The sequence below is a fragment of the Achromobacter sp. GbtcB20 genome, assembly GCF_019091095.1.
Taxonomy (GTDB): Bacteria; Pseudomonadota; Gammaproteobacteria; order Burkholderiales; family Burkholderiaceae_B; genus Achromobacter; species Achromobacter mucicolens.
The window spans coordinates 1-23,737 of record NZ_JAGXJZ010000031.1 but is presented as its reverse complement, the minus strand read 5'-3'; the positions used below and the strand labels follow the sequence as shown (position 1 = coordinate 23,737).

Here is a 23,737-nt window from a genome sequence, read left to right as displayed (position 1 = left end):
TGCGCACACCGGCTCAAATCCAGGCCGGCAAACGTTGAGGGGCGCCTTTCGGCGCCCCTTTTTTTCAGGCGTGCCGCACAAGGTGGCACGCCCGTTCATATATGAGCTTTTGCTCATATATTGAATGTCAGACCTGCTTCAAGCGCTCCAGCGCCGCATCCAGCGTCGTGTCCTTCTTGGCAAAGCAGAAGCGCACGATCCGATGATTGGATTCGGGCGCATCGGGGTGGCGGTAGAACGCCGACACGGGAATCACGGTCACGCCATGATTGACGGTCAGGTCGCGCGCGAAGTCGGCTTCGTTCTGCTTCGATATCTGGCTGTAGTCAGCCAGCAGGAAGAACGTGCCGGGGCTGGGCAGCGGCCGGAAGCGCGTCTTGGCCAGGCCTTGCGAAAGACGGTCGCGCTTGGCCTGGTAGAACGCCGGCAGATCGAGGTAGGGCTTGGGATCGCGCATGAACTCGGCCAGCGCAAACTGCATGGGCGAGGGCACGGTGAACACCATGAACTGATGCACCTTGCGCAGTTCGGCGCTCAGGTGCCGCGGCGCGCAGCAATAACCGATCTTCCATCCGGTGGTGTGGTACGTCTTGCCAAACGAAGAGATCACGAACGCATGTTCGGCAAGCAGCGGGCGCCGCGCCACGCTGGCATGCGGCTTGCCGTCGAACACGATGTGTTCGTAGACCTCGTCCGACACCAGCAGCACGCCCGTGTCCCGGACGATGGCTTCCAGCGCATCCAGGTCGCTGTCCTCAAGCACTGCACCTGTGGGATTGTGCGGAAAGTTCAGCATCAACAGACGGGTCTTGGACGTGATGGCGTCGCGCACGCGCTGCCAGTCGATGCGGTAGTACGGATCGGCTTCGGTCGGTGCGCGCAACGGCACGGGGACCGCGGTGCCGCCGGCCAGGCGAATCGCCGGCAGGTACGAGTCATAACACGGTTCGATCACCACCACTTCGTCGCCGCTGCCCACCGCCGCCAGCACGGTAGCCATCAGCGCTTCGGTGGCGCCGCTGGTCACGGTGATCTCGGTTTCGGGATCGTAGGCATGGCCGTACAGATCCCGCGTCTTGGCAGCGATGGCCTCGCGCAGCGGCGCGACGCCAGGCATGTACGGGTACTGGTTGTGCCCGTCTGCCATGGCCTTGGTGACAAGCGCGCAGAGCGCAGGGTCCGGATCGAAGTCAGGAAAGCCCTGGCCCAGGTTGATGGCCTTGTGCTCGATGGCCAGGCGGCTCATCACGGTGAAGATGGTGGTGCCGACGTCGGGGAGTTTGGAGCGGATCATGTTGGACGCGAAGTGAACACGGGTAGCCGAGGAAATTTCTCGTAAGTATCCCACTAACTCATAATTCCATTTTCGACAGTTTCCAACGCGGACGGGATTGTGGTTCAGAACAGGATGGCCCGAGTGCTGGCCGGATTTTGTATTGCGCTGATCGGCGCGTTGTTGGCGGTGTGGGCGCACATGCCGCTGCCGTGGATGTTGGGCGCGCTGCTATTGACCGCGGCCACCCGGATTGCCGGATTGCGAACGGCGTGCCCGAGGCCAGCTCGCAATGCGGGCCAGTGGGTCATCGGCGCCTCGCTGGGGCTGTACTTCACGCCGCAGGTCATCGGACATATCGGCAGCAACGCCGGCCCCATCATTGCCGGCATGTTGTTTGCGCTGGCGCTCGCATTTCTGGGCACCGCGATTCTGCGTCGTTATACCGATGTGGACTTCAAGACCGCGTGGTTTTCATCGGCCATCGGCGGTGCAAGCGAAATGGCCAACCTGGCCGAGCGTCACGGCGCGAGGATCGATCGCGTGGCCACCGCGCACAGCGTGCGCGTCTTGCTGGTGGTGGTCACCGTGCCTTTCATCTTTCAGTGGTGGGGCGTGGCGGGGCTGGATCCGACCGTGCCGGGGCCGCGCGATGTGCATGCGCTGGGGCTTGCGGCACTGGTGGCCCTGACCATCGTGGGTGGCGCTGCCTTCACGAAATTTCGGCTGCCCAATCCCTGGGTGCTGGGGCCCATGCTTGTCGCCATGATTCTCACCGCGTCGAGCATAGAGCTATCCGCGTTGCCGGACTTTGTGCCCAAGGCGGGGCAACTCCTTATCGGCTGGTCGCTGGGCGATCGTTATCGCCCCGACTTCTTTCGTGCCGCACCGCGATTCATGGCGGCGGTGGCGGGCTTCACGATCCTTGCGCTGGCGCTTGCATTTGGCGTGGGCGCCTTGCTTTCGCTATGGTCCGCCGCACCAATTCCCACGCTGATTCTGGGCACGACACCCGGCGGCATAGCAGAGATGGCCATCACCGCCAAAGTGCTGCAATTGGGCGTTCCGGTGGTGACCGCTTTTCACGTCACGCGCATGGTTTTCGTGGTGATCGTGACCGGTCCCATTTACGCGATTCTGGCCCGTCGGCAAGGCTAATTCCGCCAGGCGGTATTGCCGTTCCAGTGAAAAAAAGCGACATTGGGGTAAACAACTATATGACTCGGTAATGCCGGATGAGTATGCTGATTCCGCAGTTGATTCAAGCAGCGCGCGGACTCGGTCTGCCGCTCTGGCGACAAGCGGGAACACTGGTTTTGCACCGATCGTTCAGTTCGCACGGCGTCCTTGATTCATTGCATTTCGATTTAATTACAGGACGCTAGAGAAAATGGCTCAGAAGGGCAAAGTCAAGTGGTTCAACGCTGACAAGGGTTTCGGTTTCATCACGCCGGACGTGGGCGGCACCGATGTGTTCGCACACTTTTCCGCCATCCAGGGTCGCGGCTATCGCAGCCTGAACGAAGGCCAGGAAGTCGAATACGAAGTTAAGGATGGTCCGAAAGGACCTCAAGCGGCCGACATTCGCCCGCTCTAAATCGGGAAATCCCAATTTCCCGTCCGCCAGGCCCGGCCTGGCTACAACGCCCCAAGACCTCCCGGTCTGGGGCGTTGTTTCATTTGGCCTTCCGTTTTGCGGCGCCTTGCAGTCCGGTCCTGCCCACTAAAAACACGCGGTGTTAGTGTTTACTAACATATTCTCGACCACTGGATAACTCTGTGGATAATTATTTCCGGGGCCGTTGATTTTGATGCTCAGTAATGAAGCATTCGGGTCATGGTCAATCCGGTTTTGCACAGATATCTGCATCAATCACGGCGACCCGATTGGGTTTCCCGTGAATAATCATTTTGCCTGCGTCCGAGCGCTGCAGAGAGGGTTTAATCCGCGTTCTCATAGGGAAACTCGGGGATTTGCGCATTATTTTCCGCTGGCCTGCCGGCGCTTTCTTGCGCTGACAGGCGCGATTTTCGGGTTGTAATTGGCGCGTCCGGGCCTGAATCCTGTCTGTTGTTCACAAAGATATCCCCATCCCGGTTATGCACAGAATTACGCCTTCTGGAGTCCAAATTGGCCGTCTGCGCCTGTGGATAGAAGTGGGGATATCGCCGAAAGGGTTAGGGTCCGGGAACGGAAATTGCGGAATCATCCCGACGCCTGGCGTAAGCACGACGAGCTTCATCAAGCGGTTGGCGCGCCACGTTGCATCGCTGATTCCAGAGGGTCAGACAAGAGCCGGGCACTGGATTATCCCAACGTTGCCTGCGCGCACTAGTCGCGCGGAGAATTGCTCATAGAACTTCTTCCGCCGACTTTTCCACAGCGTTTCACATGAAGTGTTGTCGTCTCGGCCATATGGATGATGGCGCCGGTGGCAGAGACCGAGCAAGATGATTGTCGGGTCAATGAAGATCGATGCCCTGGGCATGTGCGTTTCAGTGGATTTCTGGGGTGGGGATAATTTTGTGAATAACGTGCCCCCCAGTAATCTGCGCGGCGAGTTTGCTCAAGGCGGCCGGCAGCAACATGCCGATGTACGCCGCCGATTTTGATCAGCGTAGCCGCAGTCCGCGCTGGCATGAGCATGCCCATCAACGAGATGTGGATATGAGGCCGACGTCAGTAGAGCGTGCTGCAGGTGCTGTGGATAAGAGAGCCGTTGAACCCAGCCGTGTCTGCTGGTGTTGCGGGAACCCGCTGGAGTTTGGCCTTCGGTGGCTTTTGCTGTTGTCGATGGTACGCACGGGTCTTCAATGCAATAGCGTGTACTGGCTTGCACCCTTGACGGCCTGTTGATAAGAATGTGCGTAACCCGAGTCTGGCGTTGAGCAATTCGAACCTTTTCATAGTGCGCTGCGGTTAACCGTTGTCTGTGGATAAGCCCTGGGTTTTACGCGGGGAACGCATGCTTCATGGTTCCCGCTTGCCGTTCGCTTTGCATCTACCCGTGTTTGCGCTTCATGCTGCCGGCCGTCGGAACGGAACGTGAGAACCGTTTCGCTTGCCGCAATTAGCTGCCTGGTTGGCTACCCCGGGGAACTTTAATGCGGCTTTCGAATCAACCGCTGAGGTTTTGTCCAACCGCTGTGGTCCGAAATATTCGTTTTTTTGGGCTAGGGGTAGGGTAGGGTGTCATAAATCGATTTTTTTCCGCTTTCTTACTTTTCCTGTGTCACACGCTGCTGGTCGATGCGCTGCGTATTGTTGTGGCCCTCCCGCGGAAAGTGAGATGTTGCGGCGGGATAGACGCCGGCTGCGTTGGGTGTTTCACGTGGAACATAGCCGCCCGCCACTGCAGAATCTATGCCTTAGGTGTTCCACGTGAAACATCGGCCGTCTTTGCGGGGCACGAGTGGCGGTAGGTTCGGCAGGCTTTCGAGACCACGACTTCAGGTTGTGGGGCGCCGGGCGGTTTGTGCCCCAAAAAATGCCACGCGTCCACGCTAGCTCAGCCGTGCTGTTATTGGGCGCGAGCATCGTCGAATGCCGCAGCCATATCGATCCCCGACAGAACACCAATTTTTGGGTGGGACGACCGAACGCTGGTTCAAACAATAGAAGGCTAGGTAGCATCGAGTACATCGACGTTAACCACGACGGTCTCGGTGACCAGTGTTCCACGTGAAACATTGGATGGTGTTGAACATCAGTGGTGCGCATCTGGCTTCGGCTGGAGAAGGCGTCTCAGGTACTCGAGGTACATCTCGACATCCATCTCACCTAACCATTTCGCATCGATTGGCCCGTATGACTTCCACATAGCGATGTACCCCATCGGCAACCGCCTGGAGCTAAGCGCTTGTTTCACGTGAAACACCCGTTGGTCCCCAGCCCGGATAGGCGCACGGTGAAGCGAGGATTGATTGCCTCAATTCCGAACGCACGGGCGGTTGGCGGACTTACCTGAGCTCTGTACAGCTGACGGCAGCCTCTGCTGTCTAAAGCGTGACGTCATGGTGTGGTGCAAACGAAGCGGCCCCGCGCGCCTTGGGTTCTCAAACCCGACTACTCGTCCTATGCGCAACGATGCTGACGGTGGGCGAGGGAAGATAAGTATGGAGCTAGCCGTAGGGTAAAACGATGGACGAATGGAAGCTCGCTGGCGAGTCGATCATGCTCCGCGTAATGTTCCACGTGAAACACTCCGATGCCTATTGCCCAGTTCTACCAAGACTCGCCTGCTGGGCTCGACCAACAGGTCCTCGGCCTTCACCTTCGGGATGTGGCGGAGCAGGCGCTATAGGTGCGGGCTTCAGCCCTCGCGCCGATGCATCTGGCCACCTACACGAATCACCCAGTCCTTAATAAATGAATGTTCCACGTGAAACAACGCAAGAGCGTTGCTGCGGCGTACTCAGTCGACAAGCGACGGGTATGTTTCACGTGGAACATCAGCCGACGACACCGGCAGATGCCGATACTTTCAGACTCTTCCGCCCGCCGCCCCACGAGGTCTCGCGGTACCCGACAAAGGCCCATTGGCACAAAACACACTCCCAGAAATGTTTCACGTGAAACATGCAACCCCTGCCTCTATAATGAGCGCCGAACGCTCTCTTCTTTACCTTCCCCCCATCATGGACTATCCCCGCGAATTCGATGTCATCGTCGTCGGTGGCGGCCACGCCGGCACCGAAGCGGCGCTGGCTGCAGCCCGTACTGGTGCACAGACGCTGCTGCTCACGCACAACATCGAGACCCTTGGCCAAATGTCTTGCAATCCGTCCATCGGCGGAATCGGCAAGGGCCACCTCGTCAAAGAGGTGGACGCCCTCGGCGGGGCCATGGCACTGGCCACGGATGAGTCCGGCATCCAGTTCCGAATCCTGAACGGCTCGAAGGGGCCGGCTGTCCGTGCCACGCGCGCGCAGGCAGATCGTGTGCTGTATCGCAAGGCCATCCGCGGTCGCCTCGAGAACCAGCCGAATTTGTGGTTGTTCCAACAGGCGGTTGAGGACCTGATGGTGGAGGGCGATCGTGTTGTCGGCGCTGTGACGCAGGTCGGCCTGAAGTTCCGGGCCAAGACGGTGGTGCTGACCGCCGGCACATTCCTGAACGGCCTGATCCACGTTGGCCTGCAGAACTATTCGGGCGGACGCGCTGGCGACCCGCCGGCTATTTCGCTGGGTCAGCGCCTGAAGGAACTGAAGCTTCCCCAAGGCCGCCTCAAGACTGGTACGCCTCCTCGCATTGACGGGCGCACCATCAACTACGCCATCCTGGAAGAGCAGCCCGGCGACCTGGACCCGATTCCCGTGTTTTCGTACATGGGCAACGTGGCCATGCATCCGCGCCAGCTGCCGTGCTGGATCACCCACACCAACGCGCGCACGCACGACATCATTCGCGCCGGTCTGGATCGCTCGCCGATGTACAGCGGCGTCATCGAAGGGGTGGGTCCGCGGTATTGCCCGTCCATCGAAGACAAGATCCACCGGTTCGCCGACAAGCAGTCCCACCAGGTGTTTCTTGAACCGGAAGGGCTGGACACGCACGAGGTGTATCCCAACGGCGTCTCCACCAGCTTGCCGTTCGACGTGCAGCTTGATCTGATCCACTCGCTGCCCGGGCTGGAGAATGCGCACATCATGCGGCCCGGCTACGCCATCGAGTACGACTACTTCGATCCACGTGGACTCAAGAGCACGCTCGAGACCAAGGCCATCGAAGGTCTGTACTTCGCCGGCCAGATCAACGGCACCACCGGCTACGAAGAAGCCGCCGCGCAGGGATTGCTGGCTGGCGTGAATGCGGCCCTTAAGGCGCAGGAACGCGAGCAGTGGATCCCGCGCCGCGATGAGGCTTACCTCGGCGTGCTGGTCGATGACCTGGTCACCCGCGGCGTAACCGAACCCTATCGCATGTTCACTTCGCGCGCCGAATATCGTCTTAGCCTGCGCGAAGACAATGCCGATCTACGCCTGACCGAAATCGGCCGGCAGCTCGGAATTGTCGACAATGCGCGTTGGGATGCCTTCAACCGTAAGCGCGACGCGGTGGCGGCCGAAGTCGAGCGCTTGAAGTCGTCATGGGTGAATCCGCGCCTGCTGCCGGCCGAGGTCGCCGAACCGCTGCTTGGCAAGGCAATTGAACGTGAGTACTCACTCGCTGACCTGCTGAAACGGCCTAACGTTTCCTACGAAGCCTTGATGGGCGCCCAAAACGCCGATGGCACGTTGCTCGCTGGCCCGGGGGTCGTTGAAAACGACGTGCTGTCGGAACAGGTCGAGATCCAGGTCAAGTACGCCGGCTACATCGCGCGCCAGCAGGACGAAGTGCAAAAGCACATCGCCCATGAACAACAGCCGATCCCGGCGGACGTGGATTACGACGCTGTGACCAGCCTGTCCTTTGAAGTGCGCCAGAAGCTCAAGACGCATCGTCCGGAAACGATCGGCCAGGCCGCGCGCATTTCCGGCGTCACGCCGGCCGCCATCTCGCTCCTGCTCATTCATCTGAAGCGCCTGCATTACGGCTCGCGCAAGCAAGCGGCATGAGCGCGCCCGCCAATCAGGCCGGCATCGACATGGCCGGCCGACTCACTCGTGCATGCGAGCAGCTCGGCCTGCGTCCCGACGATGACGCCATCGCCAAACTGCTCAATTACCTGGCGCAGATGCAGCGCTGGAATCGCACGTACAACCTGACCGCCATTCGCGATCCGCAGCAGATGCTCGTGCAGCATCTGTTCGACAGTCTCGCGGCCGTAAAACCCTTCAGCGAGGCGCTGGCCGCGCCCGACGCGCCAGCCAAGGTGTTCGACGTCGGATCGGGCGGCGGCCTGCCTGGCGTCGTCCTGGCGATTATGCAGCCCCATTGGTCCGTGACGTGCGTCGACGCCGTCGAAAAGAAGACCGCGTTCGTGCGCCAGATGAGCGGCGCGCTGGGTTTGCCCAACCTGCAATCGCGGCACGCGCGCATTGAAACGCTGGATCCCGCCGAGTGCGACATCGTCACCTCGCGAGCGTTTGCATCATTGGATGATTTTGCGCAACTCGCGGGTCGCCATGTAGCCAAGAATGGTACCCTCGTCGCCATGAAGGGCAAGGTCCCCGAAGAAGAAATCCAGGCGCTGCACGCGCGCGGGGAATGGCAAGTCGACCATATTCAGCCGCTCCAGGTGCCGGAGCTGCAAGCAGAACGCTGCCTGATCTGGATGCGCCGCAGTCAAGGAACCCTATGAAGAACATACCCCCCAGCACATCCGCCCGCGTTTTCTGCATTGCCAATCAGAAGGGCGGCGTGGGCAAGACGACGACCGCCATCAACCTGGCGGCGGGTCTTGCCACGCACAATCAGCGCGTGCTGCTGGTGGATCTGGACCCGCAGGGCAACGCCACGATGGGCAGCGGCATCGACAAGAACTCGCTGGAGTCCAATCTGTATCAGGTGCTGATCGGCGAGACCTCGATCGAGCAGGCGCGCGTGAAGTCCGAGTCCGGTGGTTACGACGTGCTGCCGGCCAACCGCGAACTGTCCGGCGCCGAAATCGATCTGGTGCAGATGGAACAGCGTGAGCGCCAACTGAAGGCCGCCATCGACACCGTCGCGACCCAGTACGACTTCGTGCTCATCGACTGCCCGCCCACGCTGTCCCTGCTTACCTTGAACGGCCTGGCTGCCGCGCATGGCGTCATCATTCCCATGCAGTGCGAATATTTCGCGCTCGAAGGCCTGTCGGACCTCGTCAACACCATCAAGCGCGTGCATCGCAACATCAACGAGGACCTGCGCGTCATCGGTTTGCTGCGGGTCATGTTCGACCCGCGCATGACGCTGCAACAGCAGGTGTCCGCGCAGCTGGAATCGCACTTCGGCGACAAGGTCTTCAAGACCGTCGTGCCGCGCAACGTGCGTCTGGCCGAAGCACCCAGTTACGGGATGCCGGGTGTTGTGTACGACCGCGCGTCACGCGGCGCGCAGGCGTACATCTCGTTCGGGGCCGAAATGATCGAACGCGTCAGGAAAGACCTGAACTAGCCGTCCCCGATGCCCGACGCCGCGCTCTTTTTTCCGCCACAGCCAACTCTCTCCACGCCGCCCGCCGACGTGCGCGATGCGCTGCGCGTGCGGCTGGAAGACGCAGCGCTCAATGCCACTGCCGTGGGCGCGCAGGTGATCTATGATGGCTGGCTTGTGCGTTTTGCCCAATCGCCGGCCAAGCGGGTCCGAAGCGTCAATGTGCTGGGGTTATCCACACGTCCTTTGGATGAGCGGCTGGCGTATTGTTCATCGTTGTATGCGCGCCAGGGTTTGCCCATGGTGCTGCGCATCACCTCCATCGGCCCCGATTTTTCGCTCGACGCCGAGCTGGAGGCCCGCGGTTATCTCTACACCGGTGAGACTCGCGTCATGAGCACGCCGCTCGCTCCCCGCGCAAGCGTCAGGAGCGATCTGCATTTCAGCATGGTCGATGCCGAGCGCTTTGCGGCGGCGGTCGGGGCGCTGCGCGGCTCATCGGCTGCGCACGTCGCCGAACACCACGCGCGCCTTGCCGGTCTGGCTGTGGATAAGCAGCCGGTGCTCGCCACCGACGCGGCAGGGCAGGTGGTCGCTGCGGGGATGGCCGTGCGTGAAGGCGACCTGCTCGGCCTGTTCGACATCGTTACCCACCCGGGACATCGGCGCAAAGGTTACGCCGCTGTCCTGGTGGAGCATTTGCTGGCCGAAGGGGCTGCCGGCGGCGCCAGGACGGCCTATCTGCAGGTCGAGCCGGAAAACGTCGCCGCGCGGACCCTGTATGACCGCTACGGATTCAAAGACTGTTACGCGTATTGGTACCGCCTGCCCGCCGAGCAGGCGGACGCCTGAGCCCGGCGCTCAGGATACAAAGACAGAAGGAAAGAGGATTTAATTATGGCCACCAAGAAACCCAAGGGATTGGGTCGCGGACTGGACGCCTTGCTGGGCGCCGATGCGCCCGCAATCGACAACATCGGCAAGGCTGTCGCCAAGCCCGAGGGTCCGCCGTCCACCCTGCCCATCTCGAAGATGCGCGCCGGCAAGTATCAGCCGCGCACGCGCATGGACGAGGGGGCCCTGGGCGAGCTGGCCGAATCGATTCGCACGCAAGGGATCATGCAGCCGATACTCGTGCGTGCGTTGGGCGATGCGCCCGGCCACTACGAAATCATTGCTGGCGAACGCCGCTTTCGCGCCGCGCAGCTTGCCGGCCTGAAAGAAGTGCCGGTCCTGGTGCGCGAAGTCGCCGATGAAAACGCCGCCGTCATGGCGCTCATCGAAAACATCCAGCGCGAAGACCTGAATCCGCTCGAAGAAGCGCACGGCGTGCGCCGCCTGCTCGATGAGTTCGGCCTGACGCACGAACAGGCCGCGCAGGCCATCGGCCGTTCACGGTCCGCCACCAGCAACCTGCTGCGCCTCTTGAACCTGGCCGCGCCCGTGCAGACCATGCTGCTGGCCGGCGACGTCGACATGGGCCACGCCCGCGCGCTGCTCGCCGTCGATGCGGCCACGCAGATCCAGCTTGCCAATCTCATCATCGCGCGCCGTCTGTCGGTGCGCGAGGCCGAAAAGCTCGTTGCCAAGACGGCCAAGGACGCCGAAGCCTCGGCGTCGCCCAAGAAAAAGACCAACGGCGTGTCGCGCGACCTGACGCGTCTGGAAGAAGCGCTGTCCGATCATCTGGGCACGCGCGTGGCGCTGAAAGTGGGCGCCAAGGAAAAGGGTCAGATCGTCATCGACTTCCACGGCTGGGAGCACCTGAATTCGCTCCTCGAGCGCCAGGGCCTTTCCGGAGCGGTGGATGCCTGAAAACGCATTACCCGTCATCGCGGTGCTGGCGACGGGGGGCACGATTGCGGGGGCCCAGGCTGACGCCACGTCCGCCGGCTACAAGTCGGGCACTTTTTCCGTGAATGACCTGCTTGCGGCGGTGCCGCAGCTGGCCGGCATCGCAGAGATCCGCGCTGAGCAGGTTGCCAACGTCGGTAGCCAGAACATGACGCACGACGTCTGGCGCGCGCTGGCGCAGCGCGTGGACACGCTTTGCCAGGACGCCTCGGTGGCAGGCATCGTGATCACCCACGGGACGGATACGCTCGAGGAAACCGCGTATTTCGTCAGCTTGGTGAACCGTCATGACAAGGCCGTCGTGCTGGTTGGCGCCATGCGCCCGGCCACGGCCCTGGGCGCAGAAGGTCCGGCCAATCTGTACAACGCGGTGGCGCTGGCGCGCCATCCCGATGCGCGGGGCCGCGGCCCGCTCGTCGTAATGAACGAAGACATCCATTACGCCCGCGAAATCCAGAAGATCGCCAGCGCCGGCCTGTGCGCGTTTGCATCGCCCAATCGCGGCCGCGCCGGCGTCATGCACGGCGGCGTGCCTTGCTTTTACTCGCGCAATGCCACCACCTATGGCGCACAAAGCGAGTTTTCACTCGCATTGCTGGAAAAGGCTGGCTGGCCGCGTGTGGACATCGTCTATGCGTATGCCAACCTGCAGGCCGACCTGATCGATTTCCTGGCCAGCGCCGCCGACGGCATTGTGCTGGCGGGCGTGGGCGACGGCAACGCCACCGACCTGGCCATCGAAGGCCTGCGCCGTGCAGCCGACGACGGCGTGGCCGTCGTTCGGTCCAGCCGCACGGGCAGCGGTTTCGTGGCGCGCGATGTCGAAGTCGACGACGCCAGCTTGGGCTTTGTCGCCGCGCGCGACCTGAATCCGCAGAAGGCGCGCATCCTCCTGATGCTCGCGTTGACGATCACTCGCGATCCGGATGCGTTGCAGCAGGTGTTCGACCGTTATTGAACCGCGGGCGGCGGCTCCGTCGCCGCGCCTTGCTGCGCAAGACCCAGGTTGGTCCGCAGCATGTCGTACACCTGCCGCGTCAGCGGATTGATGAGATCACGCCTTATCCACAGGAAGTAGGTCACGTCCGGCAGGGGCGGCAGTCCTTCCTTTTCTCCCAGCACCCGCATCTCCGGCCCCAGCAGTTCCACGCTGCGCGCCGTCACGCCCAGGCCCGCGCGCAGCGCGGCCTTGATCCCCACCAGATTTGGCGCCACGTAGTTCGTGTGCCAACGCACCTGCGCCTGCTCCAGCGCATTGAGCGCCAGGCGGCGAAAGATGCTGGGTTCGTCCGCCAGCACAAGCGGCACGGGCGCATGGGAATCATGCACGTAATCGGCGGATGCCAGCCAGACCGTCGGCGACGTGCGCAACGCCACGCCCTCGAAGTCCTGGTCAAAGCGCGTGGAGATCGTCAGGTCGATCTCGCCCGCGCGCAGGGCATCCATCAGGAACGGACTGCGATCGACCCGGATCTCCAGCTTTACGCGGGGCGCCACGCGCGCGATGTGCGTGAGCAGGGCGGGCAGGATCGTGTCCGCCACGTCCAGGGGCGCACCCAGCCGCAGATCGCCTTCCAGCGGCCCATCCTGCAACGCCCGCAGCGCTTCATCGTTGATGGCCAGCATGTGCCGGGCGTATTCGACCAGCCGCCGGCCATGCGAGGACAGCACCTTGTTGCGGCCCTGCTTTTCAAACAGCGGCAGACCGATCATCGCCTCGAGCCGCTGCATCTGCTGCGTGATCGCGGACTGCGTCTTGTGCAGCCGGTTGGCGGCCTCGGAAAACGTTTCATGCTGCGCGATGGCCGTCAGCGTGCGAAGCAAGTCCAGGTCTAGATTGCGCATCCGTTCAGCGGGAAAAGGTTTCAGGAATAGCCCGACACATTAGCAGTCCTAATGGAATGTTCAAGCAATTTAAATTGTTGGCATTCACACCGGGCGATACAGTAAGTGCAATAACTCATGAAACAAGAGGGAACAACGACGTGAGCACTGCACATCCCCAACAGGCCGGCATCGACAGCGCGGTCGAAAATATTAAAAAAACTGTAGGAAATAAGGGCCTGAACCGCGACAGCCTTCAGATCGTCCTGGATGAGCTGGTGGCGTTGGCCGGCAATACCGCCTGGTGGGGCGCCGACCGCTACCCGCCGCCCGAGGGCGACGAACGCCAGGCCCGCTATCTGATCGCCGAAGACGCCGACAAGAGCTATGCGCTGTACCTGAACGTCATGCGCCCGGGCAAGAAGATCGTGCCGCACAACCACACCACCTGGGCGTGTATCGCAGCGGTCGAAGGCGTCGAATACAACTACGTGTACGACCGCCTGGACGACGGTTCACAGCCGGGCGTCGGCAAGCTGGCGCAGATCGATACCGTGGTGGTGGGCCCCGGCACCGGCATCGCGCTGATGCCCGACGATATCCACGCGGTGGAAATCCAGGGCGACAGCGTCATCCGCCATCTGCACATGTACGGACGCGCGCTGGAAACGCTGGACCAACGCCTGGGCTTCGACCTGGAGACCGGCACCTGCAAGATCATGCCGATCGGCGTGCAGACGCGGCGCTGATCATGAGCAAGCCCTTCCGGTCCGCAACGCGCCTGCTGCGTGCAGGACGTCCTCATCAAGGCTGGGTCAACACGCCGGTCACGCGCGCCAGCACGTATGTCTTCGATAGCGTAGAAGCGTGGCGCGACACGCGGGCGCGCCGCGAACAGGAGCGTCTGCCGTCCTATGGCGCGCGGGGCACCGACAGCACGCACGCCCTGGAAGACGCGCTCGTCGAACTGGAAGCGGGCTATCGCGCCAAGCTTTATCCCACGGGCCAGGCCGCAATCGCCACCGTGCTGCTTGCCTATCTGCGCGCGGGCGATCATGTGCTTGTGACAGACGCCGTGTATGAGCCGGTGCGCCGGTTCTGCGCCGAACACCTGACGCGCCTGGGGATCGAATTCACGTACTACCGGCCGGATGCCGCGGGCATCGAGGCGCTGATCCGGCCCAATACCCGCATGATCTATGCGGAGTCGCCGGGGTCGCTGACCTACGAAATGCCGGACCTCACCGAGTTATCCACAACCGCGAGAAAACACGATTGCTGGCTGGCTGTGGACAACACGTGGGCGTCCGGTCTGGTGCAAAAACCGCTCGAATTGGGCGCCGACATCTCCATCCTGGCCGCGACCAAGTATCTGGGCGGCCATGCCGACGTGATGATGGGCGCCGTCGTCACGAACGAGCGCGCATGGCGGGCGCTGGAACGCGCAACCATCGATTTCGGCCAGACGGTCGGCGCCGACGACGCCTTTCTGGTATTGCGCGGCATGCGCACGCTGCCCTTGCGCATGGCGCAGCACGCCCGCAGCGCGCTCCGGATCTCCCAGTGGCTCAAGGCGCGTCCGGAAGTCGCGCGCGTTTTGAATCCTGCGCTGCCTGGCGATCCCTCCCATGCAATCTGGCAGCGCGATTGCAGCGGCGCCAACGGCCTGCTGACGCTGGAACTGTCTGACGCCTATACCGAGGCCGACGCCGAACGCTTCATCGACAGCCTGCAGCTTTTCGGCATCGGCGCCTCGTGGGGCGGCTTTGAAAGCCTGGTGATTCCGGTGAACTTGCAGGCTGCGCGCTCGTTGCCCGGCATTGAAGCGCGCGGCCCCATGCTGCGCCTGCACATCGGCCTGGAAGATCCTGACGACCTGATCGCCGACCTTGACCGCGGCCTGGCCGCACTGACTCAACCCATCCGTTCCCTCCGAATCTCATGATGCAGCCGTATAACGACCCCACCTTCGCCGACGTCGATTCGCACACGCTCAAGCAGTGGTTGCACGACGGCGGCGAGATCGCACTTCTGGACGTGCGCGAGCATGGCCAGTATGGCGAGTCGCATCTGTTCTACGCCGCGCCGGTCCCGTACAGCCGCCTTGAAGTCGACATCGTCCGCCTCGCGCCTCGCCGCGGCGTGCGCGTCGTGGTCTACGACGAGGGGGGCGAAGACGACACCGCGGCCCGCGCCGCGCGCGCCCTTGGCGTGCTGGGCTACACGGATGTGCACCGCCTGGCCGGCGGCATCGCGCAATGGCAGCGCGACGGTTATGCCGCATTCGCAGGCGTGAACGTTCCCAGCAAAACATTTGGCGAACTCGCCGAAGAGGTTTTCCACACCCCGCGCATCGGCGCGCGCGAACTGGCCGAACGCCAGCGCCGGGGCGACGACCTTATCGTGCTGGACGGCCGGCCCTTCGCCGAATACCAGAAGATGAGCATTCCCGGCGGCATCTGCTGCCCCAATGGCGAACTGGCGCTGCGCGCCCACACGCTGGCTGCGCGGCCCGACACCACCATCGTGGTGAACTGCGCGGGCCGCACGCGCAGCATCATCGGCGCGCAGACGCTCATCAACCTGGGTGTGCCCAATCCGGTCTACGCACTGGAGAACGGCACGCAGGGCTGGTACCTGGAAGACCTGCAGCTCGAGCATGGCGCGCGCCGCCGGTATCCGGATGACGTCACGCCTGAAGACGTGCCGGCGCTGGCGCAGCGTTCCGCGCAGCTCGCCCAGCGTCACGGCGTGCCGTCGGCCAACGCCGGGCAGGTGCAGGACTGGCTGCGAGACCCGCAGCGCACCACTTTCCTGTGCGATGTGCGCAGCGCCGAAGAGTTTGCGAAGGGGTCGTTGCCCGGCGCGCAGCATGCGCCTGGCGGGCAACTCATTCAGGCGACGGACCAGTACATCGCCGTGCGCGGCGCCCGCATCGTCGTGTTCGATGGCGAAGGCGTGCGCGCGCCGGTCGTCGCCAGCTGGCTCCGGCAGATGGGATGGGACGCCTGCACGCTCGAAGAAGGCACGGGCGCCGTCCTGGCCCACGCGCCGGCACTGCCCGAGGCGCCTGCGCTTGCTCTGCTGTCCGATGCGGCCTTGGCCGATGTGCTGAAGCAGGGCGCCCAGATTGTCGACATTCGGCCCAGCATGCGGTACCGCGCGAGCCACGTGGCCGGCGCCCGCTGGTCCATCCGTCCGCGGCTGCATCGTCTGGCGCTCGATCCCGCGCGTCCTGTCGTGCTGCTGGCCGAAGACGCCGCCTTGGCGGCGTGGGCGGCGCGCGATCTGGCTGCCTTGGGCATCGATGACGTCAAGGCCAATACGGGCACGCCGAACAGCTGGTCCGCTCAAGGCATTTCGCTGGAGACGACGCCTGCCGATCCGCCCGACAGCGATTGCATCGACTACCTGTTTTTTGTGCACGACCGCCACGACGGGAACAAGGCCGCCGCGCGGCAGTACCTCGCCTGGGAAACCAATCTCGTCAAGCAGATCGACGACCGGGAACGCGCCGCGTACCGGTTCCCGGCCAGCTGACACCGCCGCCGCGCGTTTGCGCGGCGACACCCGCTTCAACCTGATCAGGACGCCCTGGCGGCAATTGCCGCCGGGGTGCGGACGGTTCATGGCGAACCGGAATGCAAAGGACGGCCGAGTATCCGGCCGCCATCTCAAGGGGAAATCCAGATGAAGCATCACGCATTGCAAGCTTGCAAGACGGCCGTGGTGGCAGCGGCAGCCCTCGCGTGGGGGTTCGCCGCCCATGCCCAGACGCCGGCGCCGCTGGCGGACTATCCGAAGCAGGCGATCACCGTTGTCTCGCCGTTCCCGCCGGGCGGCGGCAACGACGGCGTCGCACGCTTGATCGCGCAGGAGCTGGGCGCCATCACGGGTCAAAGCGTGGTTGTCGAAAACCGCTCGGGGGCGGGCGGCAACGTCGGCACGGCGCAGGTGTCTCGCGCCAAGCCTGACGGCTACACCCTCGTGATGTCGCAGACCAGCGTCATGGCCGTCAATCCGCGCCTGTACAAGAACGTGGGCTTCGATCCGCTGAAGGACTTCGTGCCCATTTCGCAGATCACCTCGGCGCCGCTGGTGCTCGTCTCGCGCGCGGATGGCCCATACAAGACGCTGGACGATTATCTTGCGGCCGCGCGCAAGCAGCCTGGGGTCATCACCTACGCGACGCCGGGCAACGGCACGATGAGCCATCTGATGGGCGCGCTGGTTTCCCAGAAGGCCAACGTCAAGCTGGTGCATGTGCCGTATCGCGGCGCGGCGCCGGCGGTCACGGACCTGCTGGGCGGCACCGTCGACATGCTGATCACCTCGCCAGCATCGGCCGAACCCATGGTGGCGGCCGGAAAACTGCAGATCCTCGCGATGAGTCACGGCGATGGCGTGGGCATCTTCAAGCGCGCGCCCACGTTGAAGCAGGCCGGCCTGGAAGGCATCACCGCGGATGACTGGTATGGCTTGTTCGCGCCCGCGGGAACGCCGCCCGAGCGCATCGCTTATCTGGCCCAGGCCGTGGAGCAGGCCATGAAGTCGCCCGCCGTGATCGCCAAGATCAACAGCGGCGGCAGCCAACCCGTGGGCAGCGCGCCCGCGGCCTTCAAGAGCCGGCTGCAGCAGGACACCACGTATTGGGCCGACATGGTGAAGACGGCGGGCGTGTCGCTCGATTGAACTGCATGTTTGCCAACGCGGAGCAAGGTGTCTAGACTGGAAACGCCTGCGTGCAGGCGTTCCGTCGGCGCACTGATCCTCCGCGCGCCCCTCCTGGAGGGCATCGATGCAGACTTCCTCGGCCTTGTCGGCGCCGCAGCTCGCGGCGTATGCCGCGTTCGCGCAGTCGCTGGCCGATCGCGCCCGGCCCCTGTCGCGCAAGTGGTTCCGGCATCCGCTTGATGTCGACACCAAGGCCGATGACAGTCCCGTCACGCAGGCGGACAGGCAGGTCGAGGCGGCGCTGCGCGAGGCCATTGCCGCGCATCATCCCAGCCACGGCATATTCGGTGAAGAATTCGGCGCCTCTCATGCCGATTCCGAATTCGTGTGGTCGCTCGACCCCATCGACGGCACCCGCGCCTTCATCTCGGGCAATCCGCTGTGGGGCACGCTGCTTGCGCTGCTGCACCGCGGCAGGCCGGTGTTGGGGCTGATCGACATTCCCATGCTCGACGAACGCTGGATCGGCGTGGCGCACGCGCCGTCGCGATTGAACGGCGAGCCGTGCGCGACGCGCGCATGCACCGACCTCGACAGCGCCATCCTGTATGCCACCGCGCCCGACATCTTCACGGGCGCCGAGCTGGCCGCTTTCGACCACTTGGCAGCCAAGACACGCATGCGCCGTTATGGCGGCGACTGCTACAGCTATGGGCTTCTCGCCAGCGGCCACGTCGACCTCGTCGTGGAGGCGGGGCTGCAACCCTACGATTACCTTGCCCTTGCGCCCGTGATCGAAGGCGCGGGCGGCGTCATGACGGATTGGGCAGGGCAGCCGCTCGGTCTCGCCTCAAAGGGCCGCGTGATCGCGGCCGCCACGCCTGCGCTGCATCGCCAGGCGATGCAGGTGCTGGGGGCGGCCATGGCCTGACCGGCGCGCCGCCCGCCCGCAGTTCCACGCAACGCTTCAGCCATAAGGTGAATGAGCATGCATGCACTAGGGGTAGCAACGGTGGAAGACGCAGAGCGGCTGGTGCAGGCCAGCCCGCTCTCGCATATCAAGATCGGCCTGTCCGATGTGGACGGCGTCATGCTGGGCAAGTACCTGAGGCGCGACAAATTCCTGGGCGCGCTGCGTTCCGGGCTCGCGTTCTGCGACGTGGTGCTGGGGTGGGACCTGGACGATCAGCTCTACGACAACACCCGGTACACCGGCTGGCACACCGCATACCCCGACGCAAAATTGCGCATCGTGCCGCAAAGCGCGCGCCGTCTCACGCTGGAACAAGGCCCTGGCGGCGAAGACATGCTGCTGTTCCTGGCGGAATTCGAGGGCGATGCCGCCGCCATCTGTCCGCGCCGCCTGCTGCACCGCGTGATCGATCGCGCGGCGGACATGGGCTTCGATGCCTATGCCGCGCTGGAGTACGAGTTCTTCATGTTCCGCGAGACGCCGCACTCCGTGCGCGCCAAGCACTACCGCAACATGGAGAACTGGACACCCGGCAATTTCGGGTATTCGGTTCTGCGCAGCACGGTCGAGGGCGACTTCTATCGCAAGCTGCTCGACATGTGCGAGCGCATGGACATGCCCATCGAAGGCCTGCACACCGAGACCGGGCCGGGCGTGCTGGAGGCCGCGCTTGCCGTGGACCATGCGGCCGCGGCCGGCGACAAGGCGTTTCTGTTCAAGACGTTCGCCAAGGCGCTTGCGCAACAGAACGGCCTGATGGCCACCTTCATGGCGAAATGGTCGCACGACCACCCGGGTCAAAGCGGCCATATTCACCTGTCTCTGCGCGACCGCAAGACGGGGCGTTCGGCCTTCTACGACGAGTCGCAGCCACATGGCGTCGGCAACCTGCAGGCCGCCTTCATGGCGGGCGTGCAGCGGTACCTTCCCGAATTCATGGCCTTGTACGCGCAAACCATCAACAGCTATTCGCGCCTGGTGCCCGGCTATTGGGCGCCGCTGGACGCCACGTGGGGGATGGAAAACAGGACGACGGCACTGCGCCTCATCCCGGGCAGCGACAAATCGCAGCGTGTCGAAGTGCGCATCGGATCGGCCGACGCCAATCCCTATCTGGCGCTGGCCGCGGCGCTCGCCTCCGGGTTGTACGGCATCGAGCAAGGGCTGTCGCCCGAGCCCATGGTGCAGGGCAATGCCTATACGCAGGCGTTTCCCGCGCATCTGCATCTGCCCACGACCTTGTGGGAAGCCGCGCAGCGTCTTCGCGGCTCCGACGCCGCGCGGCTGCTGTTCGGCGACGCATTCGTCGAGCACTACGCCGCGACGCGCGAATGGGAAGAGCGGCAGTTCCGGCGTCATGTGACCGACTGGGAGCTTGCGCGCTACTTCGAAATTATCTGAACCCGTCCATTGCCATCAGGGTAGCCATGACCCACGAACTCATCACCATCAGCCCCATCGACGGACGCCCGGTCGTGCGCCGCGCCTACGCCAGCGAAGCGCAGATCTCGCAGGCGCTGGCCAACGCGCAGGGCGCGCAGCCGGCGTGGCATGCGCTCGGCATCCAGGCGCGGGGGCGCATCGTGGCGGCTGCCGTGGACCATGTCGCGGCGGCCAAGGACGAGATCGCGCGCGCGATCACCATTCAGATGGGCCGTCCGCTGCGCGACGCACCCGGCGAAGTCGACGGCTTCGCCGCCCGCGCGCGCCACATGATCGCCATCGCCGACGATGCCCTCGCGCCCATTGCCGCGCCCGCGCAGCCAGGCTTTACGCGCTTCATCAGCCGCGAGCCCATCGGCGTGGTGCTCACCATCGCACCGTGGAACTATCCGCTGCTGACCGCGGTGAACAGCATCGTGCCCGCACTGATGGCGGGCAACACCGTCATTCTCAAGCATTCAGACCAGACGCCGCTGTGCGCCGAGCTCATCGATCGCGCATTCCGAGACGCGGGGGCGCCAAGAGGCGTCTTTCAATACCTGCACGCCAGCCACGACATCACGCAACGGCTGATCCGCGCGCCGGAGATCGGCTATGTGTCCTTCACGGGCTCGGTCCGGGGAGGGCGCATCGTCGAGGAAAGCGCGGCGGGTCGCTTTATCGGCGTCGGACTGGAACTGGGCGGCAACGACCCAGCCTACGTGCGTGAGGACGCCAACCTGGACGCCGCGGCAGAGACGCTCGTCGATGGCGCCTTCTTCAACGCCGGCCAGTCCTGTTGCGGCATTCAGCGCATTTACGTGGCGCGTGGCGTGCACGACGCGTTCGTCGAGCGCGCCGTCGCCCTGACGCAGCGTTATGTGCTGGGCAATCCGTTGCAGCCGGGCACGACGCTTGGCCCTGTCGTGCGCGCCCGCGCGGCGGCCGAGATCCGGGAAGTGATCGCGCAAGCCGTCGGCGCCGGCGCCGTAAACGTGATCGATAACTCGCATTTCAAGAAAGCGAGTGAAAGCTCACCTAATGCGAGTGAAAGCTCGTGTTATGTCGCGCCCGCGTTGCTCACGCAGGTCGACCACCGCATGCGCATCATGAGCGAGGAGTGTTTCGGTCCGGTTGCCGGCATCATGCCGGTCGACAGCGACGAACAGGCCATCGCGCTGATGAACGACAGTCCGTACGGATTGACGGCTGCCGTCTTCACGCAGGACGAAGCGGCCGCATTGCGTATCGGCGGGCAGGTGCGCGCGGGCACGTTCTTCATGAACCGATGCGACTACCTCGACCCGGCGCTCGCGTGGACGGGCGTCAAGGAGTCGGGCCGCGGCGTGTCCTTGTCCAAGCTCGGCTACGAAACGCTCACCCAGGCGAAATCCTTCCATTTGCGCAGCCTCTGAACGCGGCGTCACCAGGAACCGAATCATGACTGTCCCCCACGTCAACTGGAACTATCCCACCGCCATCAAGGTGGGCCCCGGACGCATCAAGGAACTGCCCGCGTGCTGCCGTGAGCTGGGCATGTCCCGGCCTTTGCTCGTGACCGATCCCGGACTGGCCGCGTTGCCCATGGTCCGCGATGCCGTGGGCATGTGCCACGATGATGGCGTCGATTGCGCGGTCTTTCACGACATCAAGGGCAATCCAACCGGGCGCAACGTCGACGACGGTGTCGCGGCATTCAAGCGCGGGCGCCATGACGGTGTCATTGCGTTCGGCGGCGGTTCGGCGCTCGATGCGGCGAAGGCCATCGCATTGATGGCGGGGCAGAGCCGGCCGCTGTGGGACTTCGAAGACATCGGCGACAACTACCTGCGCGTCAATGCCGCCGGCATGGCGCCCGTCGTGGCCGTACCCACCACCGCAGGCACCGGCTCCGAAGTCGGGCGCGCATCCGTCATCACCGACGAGGCCGCGCAGGTAAAACGCATCATCTTTCATGCCCGCATGCTGCCGTCCATCGTGATCCTGGACGCCGAACTCACCGTGGGCCTGCCGCCCAAGATCACGGCCGCCACGGGCATGGACGCGCTGTCGCACAACCTGGAAGCCTACTGTTCGCCGTCTTTTCACCCCATGGCGGCTGGCATTGCGCTGGAGGGCATGCGCCTTATCAAGACGTATCTGCCGCAGGCGGTTGCCGATGGCGCCGATCTGCAGGCGCGCCAGCAGATGCTGACGGCATCGTGCATGGGCGCCACCGCCTTCCAGCGCGGCCTGGGCGCCATGCACGCGCTGGCGCATCCGCTTGGCGCGCTCTATGACGCGCATCACGGCCTGCTCAACGCGATCTTGATGCCCTACGTGCTCAAGGCCAACGAAGAAGCGGTGGCGCCCCGGCTTGAAGCGCTTGCGCGTTATCTCGGGTTGCCGCGGCAAAGCCCGGGCGCGGTCCTCGACTGGGTGTTGGCGCTGCGCGAGGCCGTGGGCATCCCACATACGCTCGCCGAGATCGGCCTGGATGACGGCCAGGCCGAGCGGGTGGGGCGCATGGCCAGCCAGGATCCTTCCGCCGGCACGAACCCCGTCAATTTCTCCGCCGAAAAATATTCTCAGCTTTTTCGTGCAGCAATTCGCGGAAACCTGTAAGCTTCGCCCCCTCTGCGCGGAAACGCGGCGGAGGTGGAACTGAAATTATGAATTTTTCATCCGAATGGTTTGACAGCGGATTTGAAAGTGTTCATAATCTCAAGTTCTCCGCTGGAGGGGTGCCCGAGTGGTTAAAGGGGGCAGACTGTAAATCTGTTGGCCTTGCGCCTACGTTGGTTCGAATCCAACCTCCTCCACCAGAGACCCATACCTAAATCCAGGCGCGGTTGGCCTGGATTTGCAATGTAAGGCCCGGTGGCCTTGCGCAGCCTTCGCAAAGAAGGTGGCAAGAATCCTCCGGCCTTCATTTCGAAGGGTTGGGATGAGAGAAGGTGAAAGGGTTTGCCGCGGGTGTAGCTCAATGGTAGAGCAGAAGCCTTCCAAGCTTACGACGAGGGTTCGATTCCCTTCACCCGCTCCAAGATTTTTAAATGCCCATGTGGCTCAGTGGTAGAGCACTCCCTTGGTAAGGGAGAGGTCGCGCGTTCGATCCGCGCCATGGGCACCACAAATTCCAAATTCTTTTCTTCAGTCAGAAGCGCAATCCAGGTCAGGAGTCAGCCATGGCAAAAGGCAAGTTTGAACGTACCAAGCCGCACGTGAACGTGGGTACGATTGGTCACGTTGACCACGGCAAAACGACGTTGACGGCGGCGATCACGACCGTTCTGTCGACCAAGTTCGGCGGCGAAGCCAAGGGCTACGACCAGATCGATGCAGCTCCTGAAGAAAAGGCGCGCGGCATTACCATCAATACGGCTCACGTCGAGTACGAAACGGAAACGCGTCACTACGCGCACGTTGACTGCCCGGGCCACGCCGACTACGTCAAGAACATGATCACGGGCGCTGCCCAGATGGACGGCGCGATCCTGGTCGTGTCGGCCGCTGACGGCCCCATGCCGCAAACGCGCGAGCACATCCTGCTGAGCCGCCAGGTTGGCGTGCCGTACATCATCGTCTTCCTGAACAAGGCTGACATGGTTGACGACGCCGAGCTGCTCGAGCTGGTGGAGATGGAAGTTCGCGAACTGCTGTCCAAGTACGACTTCCCGGGCGACGACACCCCGATCGTCAAGGGTTCGGCCAAGCT

Annotated in this window: 20 protein-coding genes and 3 tRNA genes; 21 read left to right on the top strand and 2 right to left on the bottom strand. The window is 63.4% G+C overall.

The annotated features are described in order from the left end of the window. Window positions 1–127: 127 nt before the first annotated feature. Window positions 128–1,294 (bottom strand): pyridoxal phosphate-dependent aminotransferase, encoded by a 1,167-nt coding sequence (locus KVT32_RS25690; protein ID WP_152383030.1) that lies wholly within the window; start codon window positions 1,292–1,294, stop codon window positions 128–130. Between the two features lie 114 nt (window positions 1,295–1,408). Here KVT32_RS25690 and KVT32_RS25685 point away from each other — a divergent pair, with 114 nt between their 5' ends. The 9 genes from KVT32_RS25685 (at window position 1,409) to KVT32_RS25645 (ending at window position 12,105) form a co-directional block, all read left to right on the top strand. Then, window positions 1,409–2,431, top strand: a complete 1,023-nt coding sequence (locus KVT32_RS25685) for an AbrB family transcriptional regulator (protein ID WP_152383029.1) — start codon at window positions 1,409–1,411, stop codon at window positions 2,429–2,431. A gap of 232 nt (window positions 2,432–2,663) precedes the next feature. After that, complete coding sequence (locus tag KVT32_RS25680; RefSeq protein ID WP_056320589.1) at window positions 2,664–2,870, top strand: cold-shock protein; 207 nt, start codon at window positions 2,664–2,666, stop codon at window positions 2,868–2,870. Between the two features lie 869 nt (window positions 2,871–3,739). After that, window positions 3,740–3,886, top strand: coding sequence for a hypothetical protein (locus KVT32_RS25675; RefSeq protein ID WP_175156988.1), 147 nt, complete (start codon window positions 3,740–3,742; stop codon window positions 3,884–3,886). A gap of 2,025 nt (window positions 3,887–5,911) precedes the next feature. Then, window positions 5,912–7,831, top strand: coding sequence for a tRNA uridine-5-carboxymethylaminomethyl(34) synthesis enzyme MnmG (mnmG, locus tag KVT32_RS25670; RefSeq protein ID WP_217619026.1), 1,920 nt, complete (start codon window positions 5,912–5,914; stop codon window positions 7,829–7,831). Next, window positions 7,828–8,517: a 16S rRNA (guanine(527)-N(7))-methyltransferase RsmG gene (gene rsmG, locus KVT32_RS25665; protein WP_056320584.1), complete on the top strand. Its 690-nt coding sequence runs from the start codon at window positions 7,828–7,830 to the stop codon at window positions 8,515–8,517. The genes mnmG and rsmG overlap by 4 nt, the downstream gene beginning before the upstream one ends. Beyond that, a complete protein-coding gene (locus tag KVT32_RS25660; protein WP_217619025.1) occupies window positions 8,514–9,314 on the top strand; it encodes a ParA family protein in 801 nt (266 codons plus the stop codon). The genes rsmG and KVT32_RS25660 overlap by 4 nt, the downstream gene beginning before the upstream one ends. 9 nt (window positions 9,315–9,323) lie before the next feature. Continuing rightward, window positions 9,324–10,145, top strand: coding sequence for an N-acetyltransferase (locus tag KVT32_RS25655; protein ID WP_217619024.1), 822 nt, complete (start codon window positions 9,324–9,326; stop codon window positions 10,143–10,145). A 45-nt stretch (window positions 10,146–10,190) separates the two neighbouring features. Next, a complete protein-coding gene (locus KVT32_RS25650; RefSeq protein WP_152383026.1) occupies window positions 10,191–11,108 on the top strand; it encodes a ParB/RepB/Spo0J family partition protein in 918 nt (305 codons plus the stop codon). After that, window positions 11,101–12,105 carry an asparaginase gene (locus KVT32_RS25645; RefSeq protein WP_152383025.1) on the top strand — a complete coding sequence of 335 codons (1,005 nt, stop codon included), beginning with the start codon at window positions 11,101–11,103 and terminating at the stop codon, window positions 12,103–12,105. Before KVT32_RS25650 ends, KVT32_RS25645 begins: the two co-directional genes overlap by 8 nt. Here KVT32_RS25645 and KVT32_RS25640 read toward each other — a convergent pair. Continuing rightward, a complete protein-coding gene (locus KVT32_RS25640) occupies window positions 12,099–12,992 on the bottom strand; it encodes a LysR substrate-binding domain-containing protein (protein WP_217619023.1) in 894 nt (297 codons plus the stop codon). The two genes, KVT32_RS25645 and KVT32_RS25640, sit on opposite strands and share 7 nt — an antisense overlap. Before the next feature lie 140 nt (window positions 12,993–13,132). Here KVT32_RS25640 and KVT32_RS25635 point away from each other — a divergent pair, with 140 nt between their 5' ends. From KVT32_RS25635 to KVT32_RS25580, 12 genes are all read left to right on the top strand, one after another. Further along, entirely contained in the window at window positions 13,133–13,720 is a 588-nt protein-coding gene (locus KVT32_RS25635) for a cysteine dioxygenase family protein (RefSeq protein ID WP_152383023.1), read from the top strand. A gap of 2 nt (window positions 13,721–13,722) precedes the next feature. Further along, on the top strand, window positions 13,723–14,916 hold the full coding sequence (metC, locus tag KVT32_RS25630; RefSeq protein WP_175156985.1) for a cystathionine beta-lyase: 1,194 nt from the start codon (window positions 13,723–13,725) through the stop codon (window positions 14,914–14,916). After that, window positions 14,916–16,511: a rhodanese-like domain-containing protein gene (locus KVT32_RS25625; RefSeq protein ID WP_175156990.1), complete on the top strand. Its 1,596-nt coding sequence runs from the start codon at window positions 14,916–14,918 to the stop codon at window positions 16,509–16,511. Before metC ends, KVT32_RS25625 begins: the two co-directional genes overlap by 1 nt. A 150-nt stretch (window positions 16,512–16,661) precedes the next feature. Beyond that, window positions 16,662–17,663 carry a tripartite tricarboxylate transporter substrate binding protein gene (locus KVT32_RS25620; RefSeq protein ID WP_175156984.1) on the top strand — a complete coding sequence of 334 codons (1,002 nt, stop codon included), beginning with the start codon at window positions 16,662–16,664 and terminating at the stop codon, window positions 17,661–17,663. A 106-nt stretch (window positions 17,664–17,769) separates the two neighbouring features. Further along, complete coding sequence (gene hisN, locus KVT32_RS25615; protein ID WP_152383020.1) at window positions 17,770–18,576, top strand: histidinol-phosphatase; 807 nt, start codon at window positions 17,770–17,772, stop codon at window positions 18,574–18,576. A gap of 57 nt (window positions 18,577–18,633) precedes the next feature. Then, on the top strand, window positions 18,634–20,019 hold the full coding sequence (locus KVT32_RS25610) for a glutamine synthetase family protein (protein ID WP_217619022.1): 1,386 nt from the start codon (window positions 18,634–18,636) through the stop codon (window positions 20,017–20,019). A gap of 26 nt (window positions 20,020–20,045) precedes the next feature. Beyond that, on the top strand, window positions 20,046–21,455 hold the full coding sequence (locus tag KVT32_RS25605; RefSeq protein ID WP_152383018.1) for an aldehyde dehydrogenase family protein: 1,410 nt from the start codon (window positions 20,046–20,048) through the stop codon (window positions 21,453–21,455). Window positions 21,456–21,480: 25 nt separating this feature from the next. Further along, complete coding sequence (locus KVT32_RS25600; protein ID WP_175156982.1) at window positions 21,481–22,644, top strand: iron-containing alcohol dehydrogenase; 1,164 nt, start codon at window positions 21,481–21,483, stop codon at window positions 22,642–22,644. 113 nt (window positions 22,645–22,757) lie between these two features. Beyond that, a tRNA-Tyr gene (locus tag KVT32_RS25595) sits at window positions 22,758–22,844 on the top strand. A 147-nt stretch (window positions 22,845–22,991) separates the two neighbouring features. Beyond that, a tRNA-Gly gene (locus tag KVT32_RS25590) sits at window positions 22,992–23,065 on the top strand. 12 nt (window positions 23,066–23,077) lie between these two features. Next, a tRNA-Thr gene (locus tag KVT32_RS25585) sits at window positions 23,078–23,152 on the top strand. Between the two features lie 55 nt (window positions 23,153–23,207). Next, window positions 23,208–23,737: GTP-binding protein (locus KVT32_RS25580; protein ID WP_217619021.1), on the top strand; the 530-nt coding region annotated here is incomplete at its 3' end.